The organism is Rhodoferax sp. BLA1 (genome assembly GCF_013416775.1).
GTDB lineage: Bacteria > Pseudomonadota > Gammaproteobacteria > Burkholderiales > Burkholderiaceae_C > Rhodoferax.
In genome coordinates this window covers 95,077-120,855 of the sequence record NZ_SZVI01000009.1, presented here as the reverse complement: position 1 = coordinate 120,855, position 25,779 = coordinate 95,077, and the positions used below count along the sequence as shown (strand labels likewise).

The 25,779-nt window shown below is 57.0% G+C and carries 22 protein-coding genes and 1 tRNA gene; 15 read left to right on the top strand and 8 right to left on the bottom strand.

What is annotated here, in order from left to right:
- Positions 1-75 precede the first annotated feature (75 nt).
- Positions 76-1,875, bottom strand: coding sequence for an extracellular solute-binding protein (locus FDG13_RS09110; RefSeq protein ID WP_255435178.1), 1,800 nt, complete (start codon positions 1,873-1,875; stop codon positions 76-78).
- A gap of 99 nt (positions 1,876-1,974) precedes the next feature.
- On the opposite strand from FDG13_RS09110, the gene fabI reads away from it, so the two are divergent.
- Positions 1,975-2,766, top strand: a complete 792-nt coding sequence (gene fabI, locus FDG13_RS09105; RefSeq protein ID WP_180126912.1) for an enoyl-ACP reductase FabI — start codon at positions 1,975-1,977, stop codon at positions 2,764-2,766.
- 72 nt (positions 2,767-2,838) lie between these two features.
- Here fabI and FDG13_RS09100 read toward each other — a convergent pair whose 3' ends face one another.
- The gene (locus FDG13_RS09100) at positions 2,839-5,127 is read right to left on the bottom strand and encodes an arginine/lysine/ornithine decarboxylase (RefSeq protein ID WP_180126910.1); all 2,289 of its coding nucleotides are present in this window, start codon (positions 5,125-5,127) and stop codon (positions 2,839-2,841) included.
- Between the two features lie 129 nt (positions 5,128-5,256).
- Between FDG13_RS09100 and FDG13_RS09095 the strand changes: the two genes are divergently transcribed.
- The 3 genes from FDG13_RS09095 (at position 5,257) to FDG13_RS09085 (ending at position 7,991) form a co-directional block, all read left to right on the top strand.
- Positions 5,257-5,703 (top strand): NfeD family protein, encoded by a 447-nt coding sequence (locus FDG13_RS09095; protein ID WP_180126908.1) that lies wholly within the window; start codon positions 5,257-5,259, stop codon positions 5,701-5,703.
- A gap of 1 nt (position 5,704) precedes the next feature.
- The gene (locus tag FDG13_RS09090; RefSeq protein WP_180126906.1) at positions 5,705-6,613 is read left to right on the top strand and encodes an SPFH domain-containing protein; all 909 of its coding nucleotides are present in this window, start codon (positions 5,705-5,707) and stop codon (positions 6,611-6,613) included.
- A gap of 214 nt (positions 6,614-6,827) precedes the next feature.
- A complete protein-coding gene (locus FDG13_RS09085) occupies positions 6,828-7,991 on the top strand; it encodes a rhomboid family intramembrane serine protease (protein WP_180126904.1) in 1,164 nt (387 codons plus the stop codon).
- A 46-nt stretch (positions 7,992-8,037) separates the two neighbouring features.
- On the opposite strand, the gene FDG13_RS09080 is transcribed toward FDG13_RS09085, so the two are convergent.
- The 5 genes from FDG13_RS09080 to FDG13_RS09060 form a co-directional block, all read right to left on the bottom strand.
- Positions 8,038-8,127 (bottom strand) — tRNA-Ser (locus FDG13_RS09080).
- 102 nt (positions 8,128-8,229) lie between these two features.
- Positions 8,230-9,357, bottom strand: coding sequence for a branched-chain amino acid ABC transporter substrate-binding protein (locus tag FDG13_RS09075; RefSeq protein WP_180126902.1), 1,128 nt, complete (start codon positions 9,355-9,357; stop codon positions 8,230-8,232).
- A gap of 129 nt (positions 9,358-9,486) precedes the next feature.
- Positions 9,487-9,798, bottom strand: coding sequence for a hypothetical protein (locus tag FDG13_RS09070; protein ID WP_180126900.1), 312 nt, complete (start codon positions 9,796-9,798; stop codon positions 9,487-9,489).
- Positions 9,795-10,229: a DNA polymerase III subunit chi gene (locus tag FDG13_RS09065; protein WP_180126898.1), complete on the bottom strand. Its 435-nt coding sequence runs from the start codon at positions 10,227-10,229 to the stop codon at positions 9,795-9,797. Before FDG13_RS09065 ends, FDG13_RS09070 begins: the two co-directional genes overlap by 4 nt.
- Positions 10,226-11,680, bottom strand: coding sequence for a leucyl aminopeptidase (locus FDG13_RS09060; protein ID WP_180126896.1), 1,455 nt, complete (start codon positions 11,678-11,680; stop codon positions 10,226-10,228). Before FDG13_RS09060 ends, FDG13_RS09065 begins: the two co-directional genes overlap by 4 nt.
- A gap of 23 nt (positions 11,681-11,703) precedes the next feature.
- Here FDG13_RS09060 and lptF point away from each other — a divergent pair, with 23 nt between their 5' ends.
- From lptF to FDG13_RS09010, 10 genes are all read left to right on the top strand, one after another.
- The gene (lptF, locus tag FDG13_RS09055) at positions 11,704-12,813 is read left to right on the top strand and encodes an LPS export ABC transporter permease LptF (protein ID WP_180126894.1); all 1,110 of its coding nucleotides are present in this window, start codon (positions 11,704-11,706) and stop codon (positions 12,811-12,813) included.
- On the top strand, positions 12,810-13,916 hold the full coding sequence (gene lptG / locus FDG13_RS09050) for an LPS export ABC transporter permease LptG (RefSeq protein ID WP_180126892.1): 1,107 nt from the start codon (positions 12,810-12,812) through the stop codon (positions 13,914-13,916). The genes lptF and lptG overlap by 4 nt, the downstream gene beginning before the upstream one ends.
- A gap of 13 nt (positions 13,917-13,929) precedes the next feature.
- The gene (locus FDG13_RS09045) at positions 13,930-14,883 is read left to right on the top strand and encodes a CysB family HTH-type transcriptional regulator (RefSeq protein ID WP_180126890.1); all 954 of its coding nucleotides are present in this window, start codon (positions 13,930-13,932) and stop codon (positions 14,881-14,883) included.
- Positions 14,884-14,885: 2 nt separating this feature from the next.
- Entirely contained in the window at positions 14,886-15,515 is a 630-nt protein-coding gene (locus FDG13_RS09040; protein ID WP_255435177.1) for an aminotransferase class I/II-fold pyridoxal phosphate-dependent enzyme, read from the top strand.
- A gap of 147 nt (positions 15,516-15,662) precedes the next feature.
- Positions 15,663-16,958: a hypothetical protein gene (locus FDG13_RS09035; protein WP_255435176.1), complete on the top strand. Its 1,296-nt coding sequence runs from the start codon at positions 15,663-15,665 to the stop codon at positions 16,956-16,958.
- Positions 16,955-19,045, top strand: a complete 2,091-nt coding sequence (locus FDG13_RS09030) for a hypothetical protein (protein WP_180126887.1) — start codon at positions 16,955-16,957, stop codon at positions 19,043-19,045. The genes FDG13_RS09035 and FDG13_RS09030 overlap by 4 nt, the downstream gene beginning before the upstream one ends.
- The gene (locus FDG13_RS09025) at positions 19,042-21,183 is read left to right on the top strand and encodes a site-specific integrase (RefSeq protein ID WP_180126885.1); all 2,142 of its coding nucleotides are present in this window, start codon (positions 19,042-19,044) and stop codon (positions 21,181-21,183) included. The genes FDG13_RS09030 and FDG13_RS09025 overlap by 4 nt, the downstream gene beginning before the upstream one ends.
- Positions 21,180-21,686 carry a hypothetical protein gene (locus tag FDG13_RS09020; RefSeq protein ID WP_180126883.1) on the top strand — a complete coding sequence of 169 codons (507 nt, stop codon included), beginning with the start codon at positions 21,180-21,182 and terminating at the stop codon, positions 21,684-21,686. The genes FDG13_RS09025 and FDG13_RS09020 overlap by 4 nt, the downstream gene beginning before the upstream one ends.
- Positions 21,686-22,183 carry a hypothetical protein gene (locus tag FDG13_RS09015; RefSeq protein WP_180126881.1) on the top strand — a complete coding sequence of 166 codons (498 nt, stop codon included), beginning with the start codon at positions 21,686-21,688 and terminating at the stop codon, positions 22,181-22,183. Before FDG13_RS09020 ends, FDG13_RS09015 begins: the two co-directional genes overlap by 1 nt.
- A complete protein-coding gene (locus FDG13_RS09010) occupies positions 22,180-24,405 on the top strand; it encodes an ATP-dependent RecD-like DNA helicase (RefSeq protein ID WP_180126879.1) in 2,226 nt (741 codons plus the stop codon). The genes FDG13_RS09015 and FDG13_RS09010 overlap by 4 nt, the downstream gene beginning before the upstream one ends.
- Before the next feature lie 146 nt (positions 24,406-24,551).
- Here FDG13_RS09010 and FDG13_RS09005 read toward each other — a convergent pair whose 3' ends face one another.
- On the bottom strand, positions 24,552-24,854 hold the full coding sequence (locus FDG13_RS09005; protein ID WP_180126877.1) for a helix-turn-helix domain-containing protein: 303 nt from the start codon (positions 24,852-24,854) through the stop codon (positions 24,552-24,554).
- Positions 24,855-24,921: 67 nt separating this feature from the next.
- On the opposite strand from FDG13_RS09005, the gene FDG13_RS09000 reads away from it, so the two are divergent.
- Entirely contained in the window at positions 24,922-25,419 is a 498-nt protein-coding gene (locus tag FDG13_RS09000) for a hypothetical protein (RefSeq protein WP_180126875.1), read from the top strand.
- Positions 25,420-25,779: the final 360 nt, after the last annotated feature.

The window sequence follows — 25,779 nt, the reverse complement described above, 5'->3', positions numbered from 1 at the left end:
GGCTTAGCCGGGCCACCGGTGTTGCCCCCTTGAGGGGGGATGCGGCTACGCGAAGCGAGCAAGCAACGGGGGTGTTCATCTTTTAGCCCACCAGGTGTCAATCGCCCAACCTTCACCCTGGGCATAAGGCGGCATGACGGGCGGCTGGTCCAGCCGCCAGCTGTTGAACACCATGCGGTGGGTGTTGGCTGACCACTGCGGAATCAAGACATGGCTGTGGGTGATCACCCGCTCCAGCGCGCGGCAGGCGGGCAAGAGCTGCGCCTTGGTCTTGGCAGCGGTCATCTGGCTGATCAGGGCGTCCACGGCGGGGTTTTTCATGCCCGTCATGTTGCCAGAGTCTTCCTGGTCAGCCGCCTTGGAGCCAAACATGTCAGCAAACTCCTGCCCAGGGTTGTTGGTGCCGGCATAAGCGATGGAGCTCATGTCGAACTCGAATTTCTGCAGTCGCTGCTGGTACAGCGCAAAGTCCACCGGCCGGAATTTGAGTGTGATGCCGAGTTTTTCGAGGTTACGTGCCCAGGGTGACACCACCCGCACACTGCCTTCGTTGCTGTCCAGAAACTCCATCTCAAAAGCCCGGCCCTGGGCGTTGCGCAAAGCACCGTCGCGGTATTCCCAGCCCGCCGCCTTCAACAAAGCCTGCGCCTGGCGCAGGTTGGCGCGCAGCGAAGATGGCGGATCGGTGTTGGGTGGCAGAGCCATCGGGCCAAACACCGTTTCGGGTACCTGCTGGCGCCAGGGCGTCAGCAAAGCCAGCTCCTCAGGGCTGGGCAGGCCACTGGCGGCGCAGTCGGTGTTGCCAAACAGGCCGTTGACCCGCTGGTAGGCGCCGTAAAACAGCTGTCGGCTCATCCATTCAAAATCCATCGCCAGCCCCAGCGCCTGGCGCACCCGCACATCCTTGAACAACTCGCGCCGGGTGTTGAGCACATAACTCTGAAACCCGGTGGGCAAGTGGTGCGCGTATTCCTTCTTGACCAGTTCACCGGTATCAAAACGTTTGCCGTAAAGACGGCGCGCCCAGTCTCCCGCCGAGAAAAACCGCATCAAATCAAACTCGCCCGCTTTGAGCGCCTCCAGCCGCGCCGTGCTGTCCTTGTAAATCTTGACGGTGATGCGGTCAAAGTTGGCGGTGCCCCGGCGCACATTGAGGTCTTTGGCCCAGTAGTTGGGGTCACGCATGTAGGTGATGTCTTTGCCAAAACGCACCGGGCCGATTTTGTAGGGGCCGCTACCAATGGGTGTGTCGGTCACGATCTCGTCAAACCGCTTGGCCTTGCCGCCTGCCATGCCCCAGGCGTGGCTGAACACCGGCAGGCTGCCCACCGTCAGCGGCAATTCCCGGTTGGGCTTCTTGAAGCGGTAACGCACGGTGGACTCGTCCAGCACATCGAGACCCGCCACATCGCTCAGCACCGTTTTGTACGCGGGCGAGGTGTAGGGGCCCATCAGCGTCTCAAAACTGAAGGCCACATCGCGGGCCAACACCGGGTCGCCATTGTGAAAACGTGCCTGCGGGCGCAGTTGGAAGGTGACGCTCAGCCCGTCCGGCGACACCGTCACATCCTGGGCCAGCAGTCCGTAACCCGAGCCGGTCTCGTCGGAAGAACCGGCCAGCAGGCTGTCAAACATCAGGTCAGATAGATAAGCCGGTGCATTGCCCTTGATAGTGAACGGGTTGTACTTGTCAAAGGTGGAGACGCGCAGGTTGCTGACCAGCCGCAGCTCACCGCCTTTGGGCGCGTCCGGGTTGACATAGTCGAAGTGGGTAAAACCCGCCGGATATTTCAAATCGCCCCACAGGGCGTATCCATGCGCGGCCCACAGCGGGTTGATCCAAGTCAGGCACACAAAAAACAGAAGGCAACGCATGCGACAATTCTGCATCATCTGTCACTGCAGTTTCGTCGGCCCATTCAAGGGTGCGGTTTGCAGTGTTTTCCAGCAGCAAGAAAAATTGAAGAGGTCGAAATGGGATTCCTGACAGGCAAAAAATTGTTGATCACCGGTGTGTTGTCCAACCGCTCCATCGCCTATGGCATTGCCAAGGCCTGCCACGCACAAGGCGCCGAGCTGGCGTTCAGCTACGTGGGTGAACGTTTCAAAGACCGCATCACCGAGTTTGCGGCAGACTTTGACTCCAAACTGATTTTTGATTGCGATGTGGCTGACGATGCCCAAATCGAGAAGCTGTTCACCGACCTGGCCGTCCACTGGCCCAAGTTCGACGGTTTTGTCCACAGCATCGGTTACGCCCCGCGCGAAGCCATCGCAGGCAACTTCCTTGATGGTCTGACGCGTGAGAACTTCCGTATCGCCCACGACATCAGCGCCTACAGCTTCCCGGCCATGGCGAAGGCGGCCCTGCCCTACCTGAACGACACCTCGTCTTTGCTGACCCTGACCTACCTGGGTGGTGTGCGTGTGGTGCCCAGCTACAACACCATGGGTCTGGCCAAGGCTTCGCTCGAATCCTCGGTGCGTTACCTGGCCGATGCTGTGGGTGCCAAAGGCATCCGTGTCAACGGCCTGAGCGCAGGCGCCATCAAGACGTTGGCCGCCAGCGGCATCAAGGACTTTGGCAAGCTGCTGGGTATTTCTGCCTCGGCCTCCCCACTCAAGCGCAATGTGACGATTGACGAGGTCGGCAACGTCGCCGCGTTCTTGCTCAGCGACCTGTCCTCGGGCATGACCGGACAGATCTCGTACGTGGACTGCGGCGTCAGCCAGACTGCCGTGGCGGTGGTTGAATCCGGCGCTTAAAGTCAAATCAGGCGCTAGCCCTTATGCAATAAGGGCTAGCAGCTATCAATTTCAGATGATCACGACCGCAACTCAGGACTTCACACAGTCCGCAAAGTAGCGCACCTGGCCATCCGCCCCCAGCTCTTCCACCAAGCCGTGGATGTCGGTCTCAAAACCCGGGCACTGCGCGTTGAACTCGCGTGAGAACTTCAAATAGTCCACGATCTTCTTGTTGAACACCTCACCCGGGATCAGCAGCGGAATGCCCGGTGGGTACGGTGTCACCAGGCCCACGGTGATGCGGCCTTCCAAGTGGTCAATCTCAACCCGCTCGGTCTTGCGAAGCGCAATGTGGGCGTAGGCGTCGCTCGGTTTCATGGCTGGCGTGAGGTCGCTCAGGTACATGTCGGTGGTCAGCCGGGCGATGTCGTACTTGGCATACAGCTGGTGGATGTGCTGGCACAGGTCGGCTAAGCCCATGTTTTCGTACTTGGGGTGTTTCTGGCAAAACTCGGGCAGGATGCGCCACATTGGCTGGTTTTTGGCGTAATCGTCCTTGAACTGCTGCAGCGCGGTCAGCATGCTGTTCCAGCGGCCCTTGGTGATGCCGATGGTGAACATGATGAAAAAGCTGTAAAGCCCGGTCTTTTCCACCACCACACCGTGTTCCGCCAGGAACTTGGTGACGATGCTGGCCGGGATGCCGGTTTTGGCAAATTTGCCGTTCAGATCCATACCCGGCGTGACGATGGTCGACTTGATCGGGTCGAGCATGTTGAAGCCCGCTGCCATCTTGCCAAAGCCGTGCCAGTTGACACCACTCTTGTTGGTGCGCGACTCACCCTTGATGATCCAGTCGTCGGCGCGGCCAATACCTTCTTCGGTCAGTTTGTCCGGGCCCCAGACCTTGAACCACCAGTCGTCACCGTACTCTTCATCGATCTTGCGCATGGCGCGGCGGAAGTCCAGCGCCTCGGCAATGCTTTCCTCGACCAACGCGGTGCCACCGGGCGGCTCCATCATGGCGGCGGCCACGTCGCAGCTGGCAATGATGCTGTACTGCGGGGAGGTAGAGGTGTGCATCAGGTAGGCCTCGTTGAACAGGTGTTTGTCCAGCTTGACCGTTTGGGAATCCTGCACCAGCACATGGCTGGCCTGGCTGATGCCTGCCAGCAGCTTGTGGATCGATTGCGTGGCATACACCATGGCATGTTTGGGCCGAGGCCGGTGTTTGCCCATGGCGTGGTAGGAGCCATAAAACGGGTGGAACGCCGCATGCGGCAGCCAGGCTTCGTCAAAATGGATGTTTTCCACGTAGCCGTCCAGCATGTTTTTGACAGTCTGGGTGTTGTAGAGCACACCGTCGTAGGTGGATTGCGTCAGCGTCAACACGCGCGGTTTGATCAGGTCCACATCCACGTCGGGCAGGTGTTCCTTGACCAGCGGGTTGGCCTTGATCTTGGCCTTGATGGTGGACGGCTCAAACTCGCTTTTGGGGATCGGGCCGATGATGCCAAAGTGGTTGCGCGTGGGTTTCAGAAACACCGGAATGGCACCGGTCATGATGATGGCGTGCAGGATCGACTTGTGGCAGTTGCGGTCCACCACCACCACATCGTTGGGCGCCACGGTGTGGTGCCAAACCATCTTGTTGGAGGTCGAGGTGCCGTTGGTGACAAAAAAGCAGTGGTCGGCGTTGAAGATACGCGCCGCATTGCGTTCACTTTTGCCAATGGCGCCGTCGTGATCCAACAACTGGCCCAGCTCTTCCACCGCGTTGCAGACGTCGGCGCGCAACATGTTTTCACCATAAAACTGGTGGTACATCTGGCCCACCGGGCTTTTCAGGAAGGCCACACCGCCCGAATGCCCCGGGCAGTGCCAGGAGTACGAGCCGTCTTCGGCGTAGTCCAGCAAGGCTTTGAAAAACGGTGGCTGCACCCCTTCGAGGTAACTCTTGGCCTCACGGATGATGTGACGCGCCACAAACTCGGGCGTGTCCTCAAACATGTGGATGAAACCATGCAACTCACGCAGGATGTCGTTGGGCAGGTGGCGGCTGGTCTTGGTCTCACCATAGATGTAGATCGGCACATCCAGATTTTTGCGGCGCACTTCCTCAATGAAGTGGCGCAGGTTCACCACCGCCGGGTCCAGCTCGGGGCCCGGGGTGAACTCTTCGTCGTCAATCGACAAGATGAACGCGCTGGCGCGGCTTTGCTGCTGGGCAAACTGGCTCAGGTCGCCATAACTGGTGACACCGAGCACCTCGGAGCCTTCAGACTCAATTGCCTGAGCCAGCGCCCGAATCCCCAGACCGGAGGTGTTTTCTGAGCGGTAGTCTTCGTCGATGATGACGATGGGAAAGCGAAACTTCATGGCGGGGCTCCAGCGACTGGCGTAATTGAACAAATTGGCGCGAAGTGTAAGGACTAAAACCCAGGATTTGATGACCCGCCCACGCTTTCAACTGAAAATGGCGTGGTCACAACACTACAGGAAACCCAGATGGCTGATTCGACGCTTTGGTGGCTGGCTGCAGGCGGACTCGTCGCTGCAGAACTGGTCACTGGCACGTTTTATTTACTGATGATGGCACTGGGCCTGGCGGCAGCGGCTGTGTCCGCTCACCTTGGCTTGGCGCTCACTGGGCAATGGGTGACGGCCGCGCTGGCCGGCGGCGGGTCGGTCCTGGCCTGGCGGCTGCTCAAGAAGTCGCAGCCCGCTGCCGCCCCGGCCAACGCCAATCAGGATGTCAACCTGGACATCGGTGAAACGGTGCAGGTGGACAGCTTCCACAACGACGGCACTTGCAGCGTGTTCTACCGTGGCGCCCGCTGGGACGCCGCCCTCGCGCCCGGTGAGGCCACCACCCCAGGCCGCTACACCATTGTTGAAGTGGTGGGCAGCCGACTGATTTTGAAAACAATCCGAACATCTACCTCTGGAGCCTGATATGGAAATCGCTGTTATCTTGTTTGTTATCGCTGGCATCTTTGTCTGGCAATCCATCAAAGTGGTGCCGCAGCAGCATGCCTGGGTGGTGGAACGTCTGGGCAAATACAACGGCACCCTGACACCGGGGCTCAACTTTCTGATGCCCTTCATCGACAAGGTGGCCTACAAACACGTGCTCAAAGAGATTCCCCTCGACATCCCCAGCCAGGTCTGTATCACCCGCGACAACACCCAGCTGCAGGTGGACGGCATCCTGTACTTTCAGGTGACCGACGCCATGCGCGCCAGTTATGGCTCCAGCAACTACATCACCGCCATTTCGCAACTGGCACAAACCACCTTGCGCTCGGTGATTGGCAAGCTCGAACTCGACAAAACCTTTGAGGAGCGCGACATCATCAACGCGCAGGTGGTGCAGGCCATTGACGAAGCCGCCCTCAATTGGGGCGTGAAGGTGTTGCGTTACGAGATCAAGGACCTGACCCCGCCCAAGGAAATCCTGCACGCCATGCAGCAGCAAATCACCGCCGAGCGTGAAAAACGCGCCTTGATCGCCGCCTCAGAAGGCCGCCGACAAGAGCAGATTAACATCGCCACGGGTGAACGCGAGGCCTTCATTGCCCGTTCCGAGGGTGAAAAACAAGCTGCCATCAACAACGCACAGGGTGAGGCAGCCGCCATTTTGGCGGTGGCCCAGGCCAATGCTGAAGCGATTGAACGCGTGGCAGCCGCCATTCGTCAGCCCGGCGGGGAACAGGCGGTGCAACTCAAGGTGGCCGAAAAAGCGGTGGAGGCCTATGGCCGAGTGGCAACCGACGCCACCACCACGCTGATCATTCCCAGCAACATGACCGAAGTGTCTGCACTGGTGGCCTCTGCCATGAAGATGATTCAGACCAACAAATAAGACAGCGCAGGAACGTGACGGCCTGCGGTATTCACAATAGTTTTTGACCTCTAGCCCTTATAAAACAAGGGCTAGAAGCTATAAATTCAGGAACTAGTGCCACGGCATCTCAAGCATCGGAAACGACTTCTCCTTGAAAGCGTGCACCGACGCATCCACCGCAGGCAGCAAGCACCCAAAGACTACATATCAATGCGTTGTAATGTGGCCTGATATGACCCACAACGCACCCTCTTCTGCGGCACAAGCCCCCAACCCAACAAACCCGGATTTGTCTGCGCTGATAGCCAGCCGCCCCGGGCAGGTGCCAGTGACGACCTGCTTGCTGCTGCTGAACCTGGCCGTTTTTGGCCTGATGCTGGCTTTTGGGGGCAGTATGTGGCAGACCTCGACCACGGTGCCGCTGGCCTGGGGTGCCAATTTTGGCCCGGCCACACAAGACGGCCAGTGGTGGCGACTGGTCACCGCGATGTTTGTGCACTTTGGGGTATTGCACCTGGGCCTGAACATGCTGGCGCTGTGGGACGTGGGGCGGCTGGTGGAACGCCTGTTTGGGCGGTGGCGATTTTTACTGCTGTACTTGGGCGGCGGTGTGCTGGGCAACCTGTTGTCTTTGGTGGTACAGGGCAATCAGGCCGTATCGGGCGGGGCGTCGGGGGCGATTTTTGGGCTGTATGGGGCGCTGCTGGTGTTTTTGGTGCGCGAGCGCAGGCAGGTGGAGCGGCGCGAGTTCAAATGGGTGTTTGGTGCAGCGGTGATTTTTACCGTGCTGACACTGGTGATGGGCCAGGTGGTACGTGGTATTGACAATGCAGCGCATCTGGGGGGGCTGGCTGGCGGGGCGCTTTTTGGCAGTTTTCTGGCGCGCCGGTTGTCAACCAGCAGCCCGGTGCCAAAGCGTTGGTGGGCCGTGGTATGCCTGCTTGTGGGGGTGACGGTGTTGCTGCAGCGACTGCCCGAGCCGCGTTACCTGATGGGCAATGAACTGCGGGCACAGGCCGCCATACAGCAGTTCTTGAAGACGGATCGACTGGCAAGCGCGCGCTGGGGGGCGATTCTGGCGAAGGGTCGGCAACAAAGTGTGCCGTTTGATGAGCTGGCGGGCAATATCGACAGCCAGGTGACCCGTGTCTACTTGAACAGTCTTGAACAACTGAACGCAGCCAACCCGGGACCTGAGGTGCCATCGGCCAGAACACTGGAAGCCCTGCAGGATTACGCGTCGGCTCGCGCGCATGCCTCACACGAGATGGCGCAAGACCTTCGCAGCAAGAACTTTAGAAAAATCAACAAGGTGCTGACCAAGCCACTGACCTTGCCACGCATGCCATCGGTGGTGCAGGCACCTGCTCGCCAACCCCAGGGGCTAGGTGATTGACACAAAAAAAGCGCCTTTAAAAAGGCGCTTTTTTTGTCTGACTATCTGGCGGAGCAGGGGGGATTCGAACCCCCGGGGGATTTTACTCCCCGCACGCTTTCCAGGCGTGTGACTTAAACCACTCATCCACCGCTCCGAGCCAGCTATTTTAGCCGACACAAAGCACGGTTTTGGCTTTCAGCAAACAAGCAGCCAAGAAAAAGCCACCCGAAGGTGGCTTTTTGAGTGATCTCAATGATCAGTTCAGGGCAACTTTCTTGCCGTCCTTGTAGGTGGACAAGGTCATGGAGGGGTTCTTCATCTCACCAGAGGGTTCAAACGCGATGTTCGCGGTCACACCCTTGTAATTGGTTTCGATGATTTTCGGCACATACACTTTGGGGTCGGTCGAGTTGGCGCGCTTCATGGCGTCTACCAAAACGAAGGTTGCGTCGTAGGTGTACGGGCTGTAGATCTGGAACTGACCTGGGAATTTGGCATCGTACTTGGCCTTCCAGGCGGTGCCGCCTGGCATTTTGGCGATGGACGAACCACCCTCAGCACAAATCACGCCGTCCAGGCTCTTGGCACCCGATGCGATCTTGACGATCTCGGTGGTGCAGATGCCATCACCGCCAAAGAATTTGACGCTGGACAGACCCAGTTGGTCCATCTGACGCAGCATGGCACCGGCTTGTGCGTCCATACCGCCGTAGAAAATACCGTCAGGCTTTTTGGACTTGATGGCGGTCAAAATGGCCATGAAGTCGGTGGCTTTGTCGGTGGTGAATTGCTGATCAACAATTTCGATGCCTTTGGTTTTTGCAATTCTTGCAAACACTTCAGCAACGCCTTGGCCGTAGGCGGTACGGTCATCAATCACGGCGATTTTCTTGAGTTTCAGTGTATCTGCTGCGTAAAACGCCAAGCCAGCGCCCAGAGCGTTGTCATTGGCAATGATGCGGTAGGTGGTTTTGTAACCTGGCTTGGTCAGGTTGGGGTTGGTTGCAGCGCCTGTGACGTGAGGGATACCACAGTCGTTATAAATTTTTGAAGCCGGGATGGTTGTGCCGGAGTTCAAGTGGCCAACCACGCCAGAGACTTTGGCGTCGCACAGTTTTTGTGCAACAGCCGTGCCCTGTTTTGGGTCAGCCGCATCATCTTCAGCTGCAATTTCGAACTTGATGGTTTTGCCACCGATGACCACTTTTTGTGCATTCAGGTCTTCAATGGCCATACGCACGCCGTTTTCATTGTCTTTGCCGTAGTGGGCTTGACCACCGGACATGGGAGCCACGTGGCCAATTTTGACCACTTCTTGAGCAAGAGCAATACCGGCAACGGCAGCCATAGCTGCGGCAACAGTCAACTTCAATTTCATCTGCATAGACAACTCCAGGTTAAAAATAATTGTGAATTGGATAATTCAGCAACATCAACAATACAGCAATTTTTGCGCCAGCTTCATAGGGAAGACACCAAGATCCTCAAGATAAATTGGCGGCCTTGATCCAACTCACTTGGTGGCGTCTGGGGAAGATTGCTTGTCTAACGCGTCCAGCACCGATTGGCGGACCATCATGTCCATCTCGCTTTGCAGTCTGGCGCGCACGTCATCCCATTGTTTGGCCACCAAGCTGCGCACCAGGCGTTCGAACTCTTCTTGCAGCCTGCGCTCGAAAATCGGTTGCACTTGGCGTTGCACCTGGTCGATCAGCGTCTCGACCTCGGGTTTGACCAGACGCGCGGTGCTGTTGAGGCTGGCCGGGTCGACCACCTCGGTCAAGGTCGGGATAAAACGCGGCAGCGGTCGTGGAGGGGAAGTCACGGCGCTGTCCTGTGACCAAGATCGTGCTGGACCAGCTTCACACCCGCCTGGCTGTAGTGTTTCCAACGCAGGCGTGCCAGGCTTCGCTCGAGCGGGTCGACCGTCACAACCTCGATCACGCGCTCAAACCCTTGGGCACCCTGCGGTACCAACTCGGCAAGATTGATCAGCACATCTCGCACCGCCACACCGTCCAGCGACTCACACAGCAACACCGGTGACCGGCGTGCCAGCGGTGCCGGGTCAGCGCCGTGGCAATGGGGCAGGAATTCGGTGGCAGACAAGGCCCACAGATCACGATCAAGTTGCGCCAGGGTGTCGTCCGAGCCGGTCACCACCAGCCGATTGCCCGCTGCAACCGCCTTGCGCACCAACCGGCAGGTGTAATGCAGGCGGTTGTCCACGTTGAAGTGGAAGGCGGCTGTGCTCACGCCTGCTTGCCCCGCGTGTCAAGCGCCATGAGGTAGTCCACCAGCAAACCAACCGGGCGACCCGTGGCACCTTTGGCCGCACCACTTTTCCACGCGGTGCCAGCAATATCAAGGTGAGCCCACGGGAACTTGTCGGTGAACCGTTGTAAGAACTTGGCAGCGGTGATGGCGCCGCCTGGGCGCCCACCCACATTGGCCACATCCGCAAAACTGGTTTTGAGGCCTTCGGCGTAGTCGTCATCCAGCGGCATCGGCCAGCACAGGTCTTGAGAAGACTCGCCTGCCTGCACCAGGGCGGCAGACAGTGCCTGGTTGGCGGTGAACATGCCGCTGCGCACAGCGCCCAGCGCAATCACACAAGCGCCGGTCAAGGTGGCAATGTCAACGACAGCTTGCGGTTTAAACCGCTCGGCATACGTGAGGGCGTCACACAAGACCAGCCGGCCTTCGGCGTCGGTGTTGAGGATTTCGATGGTTTGGCCCCCCATGCTGGTGACCACGTCACCGGGTTTGACCGAGCGCCCGCTGGGCAGGTTTTCACAGGCGGGGATCAAGCCAACAACATTGATGCCAGGTTGCAACTCAGCCAGGGCACGGAACACACCGAGCACGCTGGCGGCGCCACACATGTCAAATTTCATCTCGTCCATCTCGGCCGCAGGCTTGATGGAGATGCCGCCACTGTCAAAGGTGATGCCCTTGCCGACCAGCACCACCGGTGCGGTGGACTTGGATGCACCGTTGTAGCGCAAAACGATGAAACGTAAGGGCTCGTCAGAGCCCTGGGCCACGGCCTGGAAAGCGCCCATGCCCAATTTGGCCACCTCTTTGGGGCCGAGCACGTCACATTTGATTTTGGGCAACTCGGCCAGCGCTTGCGCCACCACGGCCAGATGGGTGGGTGTGGCGTAATTGGCGGGACGGTTGCCCCACTCTTTGGCCAGCTCGATCCCGGCAACTGCGGCCGTCGCGCGCTCAAAGTCGGTACGCAGGGCGGGCTCATCGGGCACAACAACATCCACTTTTTCCAGGCTTCGCGGCTCAGCCTTGGTTTTTGTGGCGGTGTAGGCATAGCTGGCATCGGCCAGTGTGGTGACCGCCACCCGCAAGACCTGGGCCGCAGGTTGCTTGAGAAATAATAGCGTTACACCCTTAGGTTTAGAGGGCTTGAGCAGGCTAAAGGCTGCAGACACGGTTTTGCGCACGTCGGCGGCAGCGCCCTCCCCCACATGCAACAGCAGCAGCCGTGTGCAGGCCAGGCCCTGGGGTCGGTAGATGTCTAGCATTTGCCCGGCTTTGGCGCTCAGGTCTCCCGACTTGAGCACACGGGCCAGCAAAATAGACAGGGCGTCCTTGCCGGGTTTGAAATCAGTGGTCAAAAAAACCAATAATGCATCTGTTTTTTCGCTGATGAGGCGGGCTGGGTCCAGAGTTTTGAGAGCAAAGTTCATAATCGCAGGTTTCCTTTAGCGCCATGTTATTCCATTCCTCTTTACGCAAAGAGTTGTCCCGCAGTTTTGGCGCAACGCTGGTTGTGCTCGTCACGGTGGTGATGACCATGACCCTGATCCGCACGCTGGGCCAGGCCTCGCGCGGCAACTTCAACCCGTCTGATGTGACCTTGGTCATGGGTTACACGGTGTTGGCCTATATGCCCACCCTGCTGACCATGAGTCTGTTCATTGCCATCATTGCGACACTCTCGCGCATGTACCGCGAGAGTGAGATGGTGATCTGGTTTTGCAGCGGCAAGGGTCTGAGCACCTTGCTGTCGCCCCTGATGCGCTTTTCCTGGCCGGTGTTTGCGCTGGTGGCGGCATTGGCATTGTTGGTGTTGCCCTGGTCCAACCAACGCATCGAGAACCTGCGTGACCAATATGAGCAGCGTGGTGATCTGGACCGTGTGGAGCCCGGACAGTTTCAGGAGTCTGGCAACGGGAACCGGGTCTTTTTTGTGGAAAAGGCCACAGATGGACAGGTGACGGGCTCGAATGTGTTTATTGCCTCGACCGAGCGCGGCAAAGAAACCGTGACCTCAGCGCGCAGCGGTCGCATCGAGTTGCTGCCGCAGGGACAGTTTTTGATGCTCAGCAACGGTCAACGGCTTGAAAGCACGGTGGGTGCCCAGAATCTGAAGGTCAGTGATTTCGAACTGTATGGCACAAAAATCAGCAGCAATGTGACGGGTTACGACGCCATCACCGAGGTGGACACACTGACCACGGTGGAACTGCTGGAGAACCTGACGCCTTTGCATTTGGGAGAGCTGTCTTGGCGCCTGGGGCTGATGTTTGCCGCGATCAACCTGGTCATCATCGGTGTCGCGATCTCCAGTGTGAACCCCCGAGCCAATAAAAGTGCCAACGTGGTGCTGGCCCTGTTCACCTTTGTGGTGTATTTCAACCTGTTGAAACTAGGTCAAAGCTGGATCGCGGCGGGCCTGCTGTCGTTCACCAGTTACTTGTTGCTGCTGCATGGCAGTGTGTTTGTGTTGGCCACACTGTGGTTGGCCAAAGGGCATAACAACTGGCATTGGAAAAACCTGTTCCCAGGCCGTCCAGCCAGCCCGGAGGTGGCCCGGTGAGAACCTTAAGACGGCTTCTTTACAACGAGGTGATCCGCGCCGTTTTTTTTGTGGTGCTGGGTTTTATGTCGCTGTTTTTCTTCTTCGACTTCATTGCCGAAGTCAAGGCGGTGACACAGTACGCCGACCAGGGTTACACGCTGCTGCGTGGCCTGACCTACGTGGTGCTGATGGTTCCGAACCATCTGTATGAATTGATGCCGATTGCGGTGCTGATTGGCACCATTTTTGTGATGGCACGACTGGCACAGAGCTCCGAATACACCATTTTGCGCACCAGCGGACTAGACCCGTGGCGGGCTTTGCGAGCGCTGTTGACGCTGGGCCTGGGGTTTGTGCTGCTGACTTTTGCGATAGGTGACTACGCCTCCCCGGCAGCTGACCGAGCCGCCCAGCTGCTGAAAGCGCGTTACACCGGCCACATCACCGTGGGCCAGACCGGTGCCTGGCTCAAGGAAAGACAAGCCTATGGCACTTATGCGGTGAATGTGGGCAAGCTGGCATCGGATGGCAGCCTGCTGTCGGTGCGGATTTTTGAGTTCAATAACCGCGGCATGCTGGCCTCGATGACGCAGGGCAAGTCTGCCCGCATTCAAGATGACGATGCCTGGCTGCTTGATGAAGTGAGCCGCACCGAGTTCACCATCAGTGATACCGACCGTGGCGAAATCGCGCGCCTGAGCTTGCCCTCCATGCGCTGGCCCAACAGCATCAGTGCCGAAATGGTGTCGGCCGCCCTGCTCAAGCCCGAGCACATGAACACCTATGACCTGTTTCAATACATTCAGCATTTACAAGCCAACCAGCAAACCGCCCAGCGTTATGAAATCGAGTTCTGGCGCAAGGTGTTTTATCCGCTGAGCTGCCTGGTGATGGTGGTGCTGGCTTTGCCGTTTGCATACCTGCACTTCCGCTCGGGCGGCATTGCCACCTATGTTTTTGGTGGGGTGATGGCGGGCATCAGTTTCTTTTTGCTCAACAATGTGTTTGGCTTTATCGGCAACCTGCAAGACTGGCAACCCTGGCTGGCAGCGGCTGTGCCCGGCATCATCTATTCGGTGCTGTCACTGACGGCATTTGCCTGGCTGGTACTGCGACGATAGCGGACAACTCACCATGAACCTGCACCAATTCCGATTTGTCCAAGAGGCTGTCCGGCGTAACCTCAACCTCACCGAAGCCGCCAAAGCCTTGCACACTTCCCAGCCAGGTGTGTCCAAAGCCATCATTGAGCTCGAAGATGAGCTTGGCATCGAGATTTTTGCGCGACACGGCAAGCGACTCAAACGCGTCACAGAGCCCGGCCAGCAGGTGCTCAAAAGCATTGAGATCATCCTGCGCGAGGTGGGCAACCTCAAGCGCATTGGTGAACAACACTGCCTGGGTGACAGTGGCACCCTGTCGATTGCCACCACCCACACCCAGGCACGTTATTTCCTGCCCGAGCCGGTGGCCAAGCTGCGCCAGAACTTTCCCAAGGTCAACATCAGCCTGCACCAGGGTTCACCCGACCAGGTGGCGCGTATGGTGATTGACGAGGTGGCCGAGATTGGTATTGCCACCGAGTCACTGGCCAACCACGACGAGCTGGTCACCCTGCCCTGTTATGAATGGCAACACGTGTTGGTGCTGCCCGCAGGCCACCCCTTGGCGGGCAAGGAGCACATCACCCTGGAAGACGTGGCCAGGGAACCCCTGGTGACCTACCATCCCTCGTACAGCGGGCGCACCCGCATCGACCGGGCTTTTGCCACACGCAAGCTCGAACCCCGCATTGCGTTGGAGGCGATTGACTCGGACGTGATCAAAACCTATGTGCGCCTGGGTCTGGGCATTGGTATCGCCGCCGAGTTGTCAGTGCGCGACGTGCTGGAAGAAGGCAGCAGCAGCGCACTGGTGATCAAACCGGCTGGACACCTGTTTGGCCAGAACGTGGCGCGGGTGGCTTTCAAACGGGGTGCCTACCTGCGCCAATACGTTTACCAATTTGCCGAGTTGCTGAGCAACCGGCTCGATCGCCACCTGGTGGCACGTGCCATGACCGGCCACATCAACGACTACGAACTCTGAGCATGCCCTGCCCTACCCTGATCTCCAGATTGCCCAACGTCGGCACCACCATCTTTACCGTCATGTCTGCGCTGGCCTCTGAGAAAAATGCCGTCAACCTGGGCCAGGGTTTCCCGGACTTTGCCTGTGACCCCACGCTGGTGGACGCCGTCACCCAGGCCATGCAGCAGGGCCTGAACCAGTACCCGCCGATGGCCGGTGTGCCGGCGCTGCGTGAAGCGGTTGCTACCAAGTTGGAAGCATTGTATGGCCGGTCCTATTCGGCTGCCAGCGAAATCACCATCACAGCCGGGGCCACACAGGCGATTCTCACCACCATCCTTGCGGTGGTTCACCCGGGTGATGAGGTGATTGTGCTGGAGCCGTGTTACGACAGTTATGTGCCCAACATCGAGCTCGCCGGTGGTGTGGTGGTGCGCGTGCCTTTGACACCGGGCACGTTTCACCCCGACTTTGAACGGATTGCCGCAGCCCTGACGCCACGCACCCGCGCCATCCTCATCAACAGCCCGCACAACCCGAGCGGCACCACCTGGTCCGCCCAGGAAATGCAGCAGCTGGAAAAGCTGCTGGCGCCGACCAACGTACTGTTGATCAGCGACGAAGTTTATGCTACAGGGAAAACTGTTTAGTACTTGATTTAAATATAGTTCCATATAAAATGGAACTATATGGGAATTTCAAAACGCACTACGGACTTTCCCTATCGGGTGGTCTATCCCACTCAAGAATTCCTTGAGGGAAGAGGTTTCGGGCAAGTCGCCCACCTCCCCTTCATCATGGATACCCGTCCCGGCTATCACCGGATCGCCAATCAATTTCTAATTGATATTGGTTTAGGTGAGTGGAGTGCCGGGACACGCGGGCTTGAGCAGGCATCAACCATGCCGCCGACCAAAGCCACCATGCACAACTACGCGCACTGGCTCGCGAACTACCTTGAGTATTGCCACGCCCGTGGGAAAGACCCCCTTACGGCTAACTACAAAATCGACTTGATCCAGGCCTACCAGGGCGAAATGAGCACGGGTAGTTGGTCCCGAGACAACACTGGACTGGCTGCAAAAACAGTCAACGTTCGGGTTGAAGTTGCTTGTATGTTCTTGCAGTGGGCGGTTGACAAAGGGCTGCGCGAACCATTTCATATCCCAAAGGTGCGCAGGTCAGTCACGGTCGAAAGTCGTGAGAGCAGCGGAGCCCAGATGACCAAGACTGTGGAGGCGCGACGCGGAAAAGTCAGGGAAAGCAAGCGTCGGCTTGGGTTTCCGGATGAAAAGGTAATTGGCGCATGGCTGACGCGAGTCCGTGAAAGATGCGAAGTTGAAGGCCTAATTGCTGAACTCATCCTCGAAACCGCAATACGCCGGGCCGAAGCCGCTGCTTGGCGCATTGACACCCTGCCACGTGACCGCAAAAACTGGGATATCGTCAACAAAGACAGGCCGGAGGAACATCAGGCAGTGTGCGTCAAGCTGCGGTATGAGACCAAGGGGGGAGACTTCGGTAAAGACCATGGAGACAAAATTGGACCCGAGGGAGACATCCTTCTGCCGATGCCAATGGCGCGCAAGCTTCACGATTACTATAAAAAAGGTCGCCTAAAGGCGCTGACGACCCGCCTGCGTAACGCAAACAATGTCCGTGAGGCGGAAGCAATGCGTGACAGCGCGGTCCATCTATTCCTCAATCCCGCCACTGGTGAGCGCTACACCGGGCAGAATATTTACGATTTCTGGAGGAGTAAAAGCGCCAAACGTCCCCGCGGCTGGTCACCCCACTTGGCGCGGGATTTCTGGGCCTGCAGCATGTTGTGGAAGCACCTGGAAGGGCAAAAGGCTTTGGTTGAAAGCGCCATAAAAAACAAGGCTGACCCTTCGGTGCTCAAGATTCTGGCGCTAGACATTGAGGGCTTCATCGAAAAGACGATCCAGCGCCAACTCAGGCACGTCTCGCGCGAGACCACCATGATCTACCTGCAGTGGGTGTCGGACCGACTGGGCGTGAACCTGAATTTCCATGAAAACTATATGCAGCAGCTCATTGAAGAGGATATTGACGCGGAGGACAACCAATGAGCATTCGGACGTACAACAAGGACCACATGATGGAGCACGCTGGCGTTACGCTGGCAACTCCGGTCAGACTCAATGCCCCTGAGTCCGATGATCCACTGGTGTTTTGGACGCAACATGAAAAGGAACCCTGCGAAGTCAACTTGCATCCCTTCGCCACAGGACAAGCACAAAGGCAGCACACGGGAGGGAAAAAATTCATCCCTTTCTCTGGTCGACCGCAACTCATCCGCCAACTGGCACCCACCATTGAAGAAAACGTGCTGTGGTTATCGAAACCATCGGTAGAACATTACTTCACAATGCTGCGCAGTTGGTGGCGTGTCCTCGATGCCGTGGAGGCAGAAGCAGCAAAAATTGGTCATTCCATGACACGGGTCGAGGATGTCCGACTCGTAACCAATGTTCATAGCGAGTTTGCACACCGCAGCCGCATGGATCGCCACAACTTTTGCGGATTTCGCGCATTGTTGGACGTTTCCCGAGTGGCACTCGGTGGCCGCTCGACGTTTTGGGAATCCCCCGAAGAGACTCAAACTCAAAAGCACATCCCGCCGGAAGAGCAACGCAGAGCATTGCGCTTTGCAATAAAGCGAGCATGCCGAAGTGCGCTGGAGCGTTGGGTGACATGTGACCGACTCAGTCAAACTGACGAGGAACCAGAAGACCCTAGCGAAGCCAATCTGTATCGGCATGTGAAGCACATGCGGAAAATCCAGAACCAAACCGGAAAGTTGCTGCCGACTGCAGATGAGTTGCAGGAGGGGCAGAGCACCGTAAATCTCAATTCTCGTGGGTTCCAACTTATAACTTTGCGAGAAACAATTTATCCAAGCCACCAAGATGCGGATGCCGTGTGGCACTTGTGTCTCTTGAACACAGGCTGGAACCCGTCAACGCTCAACACGCTGGACGTCACCAAGAAATTTCTGTTCAACCACTTCAAAGATGACACTAATGATTCCCACCGACGATTCGTGTTGAGCCCGCAGACCTACGAACTGGTCGGGGAAAAAGTACGCGCAGGCGGAAATGAACAAGTTGTCACAGGTCAATGGAAGACCCAAGATGGCCCCGGCCACCTGATCAAGACCTATCTGGATCGTGTCGAACCACTGCGAGAATTGCTAAAACAGCAACTCGCTGATGCCAAACTCCGTTACGAGGACATGGTTATTAAGGGCGCGGACTACAAAGCACGCACGACACAGTTTTCACAAGTCAAAACGTTGGAGCAAGGGTGCTGCACTGTGTGGTTGTATGTCAACCGATCAGGAGGCATAGATTGGATTTCTAATAAAAGCAGCAAAAGTGCATCAGTTGATGGCAAACAGGTATATTTCACGGATCAAATTGTGCACTTGCTAAACGCTCAGCGAGCAACGAATAAGGCAGTACCCCTGGTGCCGATTCACCAAGTGCGGCCGCGCGATTTCAGGGTATGGTTTGCTGACTATGTGTACCGCAAGGGCAACGGCAACATGCTCCATGTCAAAAGAGCACTTAATCATGCTCGGTTGGGCACAACCAGAGGTTATACGAACACCAACATTCTCAACCAGGAGGCCAGCGACGCCGCGCGGCGATTCCTCCACATTCTGGTGGGTGAACTGGAGATGGGCCGGATCGATCTAACCATCCTCGCTCATTTGTACCGCTACGGGAAGCTTACGCCTGAACAGGAAAATCTTCTTGCTCAAGCACGCACCCTGCCAAAGAGCCGCATGAAGGTAGCATGTAAGGATGCTGCCCACCCCCCGGCTCACCTCAAAGCTACTGCAAACGAACCCTGTGATGTCCAGCGATGCATGCTGTGCCTTGAGCACGCGGTGCTGCTCCCCGAATCGTTGGACGGAATCGCGATGCGGGCCGAGGAACTGAAGGCGTTGCAGGGTTTCCTTCCCATAGAAACTTGGATCGAAGAACAGTATGACATTGAACTCAAGAACAACCTCGCCGCCCTGCGCAAGTTCGACCTAAACCAAGGCTTGGCAGCACGCAAGAAATGGGCGCAGGCGATAGCAGCTGGACAGCACTTCGTTCCCGGCCTGCCCTTGGCCTCCTCACCTGTCCTATTGGAATTGGTATGAACGCACCCGAAAAATTGCCATTGCCGTCCTCCCTCGATCAGGTCCAATCCCGTGGCTTGGCGCAGGCTTTATTCCCGCTGGAGAGCCTACAGCACCTGGACAAACAAAGCGCTCTGAGTTGCCAAAAGATCCTTGGGCACGGTGATACATATGGCATATGGGAAACGGTAGAGGAAATGATTCCGCATTTGAATCTAACTTACCGACGCATTGACTTCCGCAGACGCATCACCGCTTATCTGCCTAAGAAAACACCAACCTCGCCTTCACTAGAAGCGCTTATGGATGAAGGCACGCTATGGTTAACACGCATAGCTCTGCTGATGCGCATGGGTCCGGCAGGAGTCGGCCGCCGAGCCAAGGCAAAGCCGCTGGATGTAACCTCCCTATGCGGAAACCTTTTTAGCAGCTTAGCCAACATTGTCGCGCGAGGGATATCCCTGCGACTGGCAACTCCTGGCAACTCCAGCACGGGTTTTGCAAGCGTCTTAACGTCAGAGGATTTAAGGGTATGGTGGGCAGACGATTATTTGCGCCCAGAACTGATGCGGTTGACGCAGTTGCAGGGTTACGATCTTTGGTCGGATGCGCCAATACAGCGAAGTTTCAAGGGTAAGACAACTGCTGTGCGTGGCGCACCGCGCCCGCGCGCATCCAAGCGTAAAGAGATTCCTTTTCCCGCAATACCTGATGATTACCTAGCGGCGATAGGTCCTCGTGTACTGTGGCTTATCAAAGACCTCGGGCCTAACCTTATCCATCTGCTCGAAACGCTGCCAACATTACTGCCGACGCGTAAATGTACCTTATCCATCATTAACAGCCGTATCGTTAGTTACTTCAGTACAAACGTCTGGCACGACAGGCACGGGCAGACCATCATGGCAACGCCCTTTAATCTACAGCATGGCAGCAATAAGGGAATGCACATGCGCAACGACCCTGCGCAACACAACCCCTCCGAGTGGCCGCCTAGACATTTGCACAGCATCCAAAATTTATCAGTGACCCTTCAAAGCGCGCACCTCTGGATGACACTGTTAGTAATGGCCGCGCGCATTGGTGAAGTGGCCACGCTGCGGCGCAATTGCATCGAGTTCGCTAAGGATGGTCAGCCCTACGCCAACGGGAAGACTTACAAAGCCTCGCGCGCCCTCGCTGGGACGGAACGCGAATGGCCGATGCCAGACTTCATGGTGGATGTGTTGGCGCAGCAAGTGAAACTCGTTGAGGCCAGCGAGCGCCTGGCTCATATCATAGGAAATTCCGTTGAGCTGACTGATCTCGTAGGGGATAGCACCCATATGTGGGCATCGCTGGGCTCGAGTACTAACTCAGACGCGACAGACAAACTCAAGGGATATGGCAGATGCCTTCAAACACTCGCTAGGCGCATCGGCATGACCCCCAAGCCCGGCGGCAAGAACCTGCACCCGCACCGCTTCCGCAAGACGCAGGCACGTCTCGCTGGTTTAGCCATCGACGGCAGCCAGAAGGTGTTGATGCTGCTGCTCGGTCATGATGATGTCACCACTACTCTGGGCTATATGCAAGCCAATCCAGCCTTTGCCAAGGAGGTCGATGACATCACGCGTGAATTGCGGATCATACGTGGGGAGGTATTGATTAAAGACATGCTCGCAGCCCTTCATGATCCCAAAAGTCTTCCATATGGTGGCCATGGCGGCGGCGGCGCTCCGGTACTGGCGGACTCTGTGCGTGCCTATGAGGAAGAACTGCATCGCGCCGGAGAAGAATGGGGTGTCAATACCGCCCGAGAACTCTCGGTACTGTTGACCAATAATGGGGAGAGTGCCCGGCTCATCAGCGCCCACGTCGTCTGCACCAAGACTGCAGGTGAAGTCGGCCTGTGTAGTTTGAAGAAAGGCGCGATCGTGGCTGGAAACTGCCAGACGGAATGCCGCAACCACATTGAGGATAAAACGGGACGGCGAGACACCGAGCGTGTCATACCCATTCTGGTGCAGCACGCGCAAGAAAACATCGCCAACAACGATTGGCTCCCTTTAGCGCGCGACAAGAAACAGTTGGAACAGGAACTCAAGCGCTACGACGATATTGGTGCACAGTGGCGTGCAAAACCCGAAGTGCAGGCAATTCTGGGAGCCGCCACATGAGCGACACACACAAAGAGGCCGCACGACTGCGCGGCGAGGCACGAACCGCAGGGGTAGAAGCCAGAGTTCGTGAGGCGATGGTGGCCATCCAAAAGGAGATGGCTGCCAACAAGGGCATCTATCCCGAAAACGGGGGTGCAGTGAGTATGAACGAGGTGTCGAGGCGCGCCAAAATCTCGGAGACCACCCTATTCTCCCCGAAGCAGAAGGAACTTGGCAAGAACGTCAAAGCTTGGGTCGAGTCGCTCAAGAAGACTCAAATCGTCGGGCGCAAGAAGGTGCAGCGCTCGGTCTTTGAGCGCTCTGAGGACTGGCGCCATAAATACCTTGCCTTGCAGGACGCCCACATTGCCACCGAACTGGATCTGCAAGATGCCAAGGTGCAGTTGCAAGACGCGGAGAAGGCATTGGCGGAGTTGAAGCATAAATACGAGCGAATGTTGGAACAGATGCGCGCCGGTGCGCCCAGCAAGATCACTCCCTTCCCGAAAGGCAACCGCTGATGCCCCGCCCGTCCGTCATCCCCACCGTTAAGGCAGCCCTAGAGGAGTACCTTGAACGTATGCAGGTAGCCTTCCTAGCCGTGCCAGAGGAACAGCGTGCCCCCACCTTGCCCGCCACGCCAGACGGCAAAGTCAACGTCCGCGCTCTGGCCCAGGCCATTGACCTCAAGCAGACCCAAGAAAAGTACCTCTACGAACGACTGGAACTGACCAGCCTGATCAACCTGGTGGCCGAAGGCCAGGGCTTGCTGCCCATTGGTTCTCGGCTATTGGTGGACGCCAGCGACAAAGCACTTAAGGAGCGTCTGGTACGCCAGGCCCAATCTGCCAAGGCTAACGCCCAAGCGGCGGTCGAAGCCCAATCGGCAACCGGTGAACTCCTTGAAAAGTTGAAAGACGCTGTTCTGGAAATCGAAACCCTCAAGGCGCAGAACATGCGCCTCAAGGCCCAGCTTGAGATGATCCATTCGGGAATGATGGTGGGAGTTGTAGATTGAGGCAGTCTTCATACGACTTTGATGACACCGTGGTGGTGGAGAAGGTGTTGTCCCAGTTGGAGCGGGGTTGCATCTTCTCTGGTCGCCTTAGTGACGGTCAGCCCATTCGGGTCAAGTTTGCCGGTGCCGACACTCAATCCCTGCCAGGTGACACCTTCCATGTCAGGGGCCTCTTGGGTCATCATCGTGACAAGTTCGGTAAAACCGTTGTGCAGATCGACAGTAAGCACATGCGCCGAGTGGTGACCCCAGGAGCCCTACTTCGCCCATGGCTGGAGCGATTACCCAATATTGGAGAGACCCGCGCCGACCGCCTGATTGCAGCCTTTGGTCATGACCTGCAGACCGTACTAAGTGACATGGGGCGTGCATCCGAAGTCGCCAAACTGATCGAACCGACCAAACCGGCATTGGCTGCAAAGATCACCGCGCAACTCTATGCTGCTGTTGCCACCCAAGCCGGGGCCGACAAGATCCGATCTACGGAGGTTGAATTCCTCACCTTCCTGGAAACCATGGGAATGCAGGAATCAAGGGTCGCCGGTCAAATCTGGCGTTTCATGGCCGGATTCGATGCTGTGGATCGGCTCAAACGAAACCCCTATGTGCCAGCGTGCCTGATGGATTGGAAGCCTGCAGATCGAATTGGGCAACGGTTGCTCAGAGCTGCTAACGAGGGTGCGGACCTGCACTGTCATCCAAACCGACTGGCGGGTGCCTTGAACAGTGTGTGGCGGGAGTTGCTGAGCGAGGGCGACACCGCAGCCACTGAGGAAACCGTCAAAGACTTGTTAGCCAACCGCGGGGTCGATCCAGACACAACCCTTCGTCTGGCTGAAGAAAACAGCTCCTTGCGTCGAATAGGTGCCTTGCTAAGGGCTCCTGGTGCAGCGTGGCTTGAGGATCAAGTTGTGTCTGCCTTGTTGTCCATTGAGAACACCAGTCCGACCGTACCAATTCCCTCTGGGCAGGCGTTGGAATCATTGGTTTATGACGCTGAACTGGAAACCGGTTTGACCCTGACCGCCGAGCAACATGCCGCCGTCGTGCTGTTGTTGACGCTTCCTGTGGCGGCCCTACAAGGTGGCGCTGGCGTTGGCAAAACCACAGTGATGAAGGTTTTGGCTACGGCCTGGGAGCGCCTTGGTGGTGATGTGGTGATGGGTGCACTGGCTGGCAAGGCAGCCCTCACCCTGTCCAAAGGCGCATCCACTTCGGCACGCCCTCGCCTTGCGTACACCATTGCACGGTTGATTGGCATGGCACAGCGTCAAGGCTTGCAAGCTGAAAATCCTGCTTTCAAGAGGCCAACCTCCGATGTGGACTTCACCTCCAAGTCATTGCTGGTAGTGGACGAGGCCGGAATGCTGGACACTCCCAGTCTGCACAAACTGCTCAGTCTCATGCCTCAAGGTGCAAGGCTGCTGTTCGCTGGCGATGAGGGACAACTACCCCCCGTCGGAATCGGTAGGGTCTTCCATGATGTCGTGGCGGAAGGGTCCCGCGTGGCAAGGCTCACGCAGGTTCTGCGACAGGCCGCCGACAGCGACATCCCAAAGGTGGCCGCACTGGTACGACAAGGGCAAACTCCCGTACTAGACTCCTGGACTGGACAGGCCAAGGGGGTGTTTTTGGTACCTTTTGGGGAGTTAGAAAGCGTTCAAAGGCAATTGCGTGGCAAAAGTGAGCTGATGGTGATTGCGGCAAGAAAAGCGACAGTCGAGGCCATCAACGAGAGTGAGTCACTGGAAGCGAGAAGCACCACCACCCCAACCAGAAGGCTTGGGCCACTGGCAACCGTAGCGGTCGGTGACCCAGTGGTGGCAACGGCGAACAGATACCAAGAAGGCCTGTTCAACGGGCTCCTTGGTGTCGTCGACTCAATCGCGGGTCCTGAAGTGGCAATCCGATGGGACGGTGAGCGAGAACCCAGGAGCTTGCCCCAAGCAGCAGAGGCTGACATTGAATTGGCCTATGCAATCACTTGTCACAGGGCGCAAGGCAGTGGTTCGCAGGCAGTTGTCATCGTCGTTGAGTCTTCACGCTTAGTGACGCGGGAGTGGATCTACACAGCGATCACCAGGTCACGAGAGTTGGTCATTGTGGTGGGCGACAGCGAAGTATTGACCAAGTCACTGGCACGCCGAACAACCCGGACAACAGGGTTTAGCCTGCGAGCAAGGATTCCGATGGGCGCAGCCCATGTAGGCCGCAGGCCGTAACGGATGTGTTGCCGTTCTTCTGTTAAACATGGCTGTTACCCATCGTGTAGAGGGGTCGGCGCGGAGCGCCGGGGGTTAGTTGAATGGCGGATTCCAGCCTCCGCGTCCAACTTCACCAAAACCATCAACAGAAATGCGCAGATTAGCTAGTCTGGTTTCTCCCGCCGCAACACTGTCAGTTCCGCTTCCACCTTAGATAAAAGGGCTGCTATTGATGCGGGAAGATTATTGTTTAGGTACGCCATTGTCAGCAGCGTCAACGGATGGATGCCAAGTGCAGTCGCTAGTTCATCAAGCTTATTCAGTGTGGGCGACTTCAATCCTCTCTCAAGAGTGCTCAAATATGTTCTGCTCGATACCAGGCTGAAATCTTCCTGACTCATGCCTTTCGTACGTCGAGCGGTTTTGATGGCCATTGCAATGTTGTTGTGGTTGTGTGCATCATTCATGAGGACACGATTAGCTAGCAATGCACACTAAAGGACTACAATCTATAGTGTTCATTTACTGACTATCATGTTCATAACCAACGACACATCTCTGTCCCCTATCCATAAGATTTTCGGCGAGGTTGGCGACTCCTATTGGACCTCTACCGAGTTGGCTTTGCATCAAATTTGGTTTCTGATGGCGTTGCAAGTCGTAGATCGCAATGATGCCGAGCCTGTTGAGTTCGGAAGGACATTGCTTCTGTCAAACCTTGACCAGGTTGCTCATTTCTTGGCTCTGGACAATCCGGATTTGTCTGTTAAATCCGCTTACATCGTTACGCCTGGACATGTCAATGGAAGCCAGGGTTGGGCCATGGACGAGTTGGTCAAGATCTGGAACGCTCAAGAACCCGATGCGACGGAGCTGCATGTTACGGTTTACGAAACCGTATCTGGAAGGAGCTATTGCCACTCGCTACTTAACACCCCCGTCGACAAATTGACAAATCAATCATTGCGGTTTGAACTGCCGACTGCACGCATTAATCGGTGTGAGCAGCGGTCCGAAGGCGCAAGGGCTTAGACATACACTGACAAGTCCAAAGCTGTTGACTAGGAGAACCACCAAGACCGAATGCGGAGTTGAAGGCTCCGAAATAGGCACCACCGCAGTCAGCCGGTGCCAGTCGACTCACCTGAATTTCTGCCACCGGAAGAATCAGCACTTCAGCTATTGAAAATAGGCCGACCGCCGCCAAAAGCCAGATCACTGAGGGAACATGTTGCCGCCACCCCCGATTTGAGCCACGTGCCGACCGTCAATTGAGCCATCGAAGAAGTCAGGAGAACGGTCTCAGTCTTGACGCCTTGATCCATCCAACTGGCTCCCTGCATACCCGGCGGGCGGCTCAAATCAGCGTCGGCACCAACAGAGAGGCGTCAA